At 59.8% G+C, this 271-nt stretch carries 1 protein-coding gene; it reads left to right on the top strand.

The features are described 5' to 3' along the window. On the top strand, positions 1-271 hold a 271-nt coding region (locus Q5L94_RS13705; protein ID WP_317498910.1), incomplete at both ends, for a potassium transporter TrkG.

Here is a 271-nt window from a genome sequence, read left to right as displayed (position 1 = left end):
CGCGGGCGGTATCAAGGTCACAACCTTTATCGTCCTGCTGCTGGCCACGATCGCCTTTTTCAAACGCCGACAGCAGTTGCACATTTTCGGCCGCAGCCTTGGCCCGGACGAGGTGATGAAGGTGCTGGCGCTGACCATGGTCAGCCTCCTGACAGTTTTCATGGCGATCTTCCTGATCACGATTTCCCATGACGGCGACTTTCTCGACCTGGCGTTCGAGGTGACCTCAGCCTTCGGGACTGTCGGCCTTTCTCGCGGGGCGACCGGGGAA

It is taken from the genome of Idiomarina sp. Sol25, assembly GCF_033052775.1.
Classification (GTDB): domain Bacteria; phylum Pseudomonadota; class Gammaproteobacteria; order Enterobacterales; family Alteromonadaceae; genus Idiomarina.
Note: the sequence above shows the minus strand (reverse complement) of the source record. Positions and strands in the feature narration are given on the sequence as shown.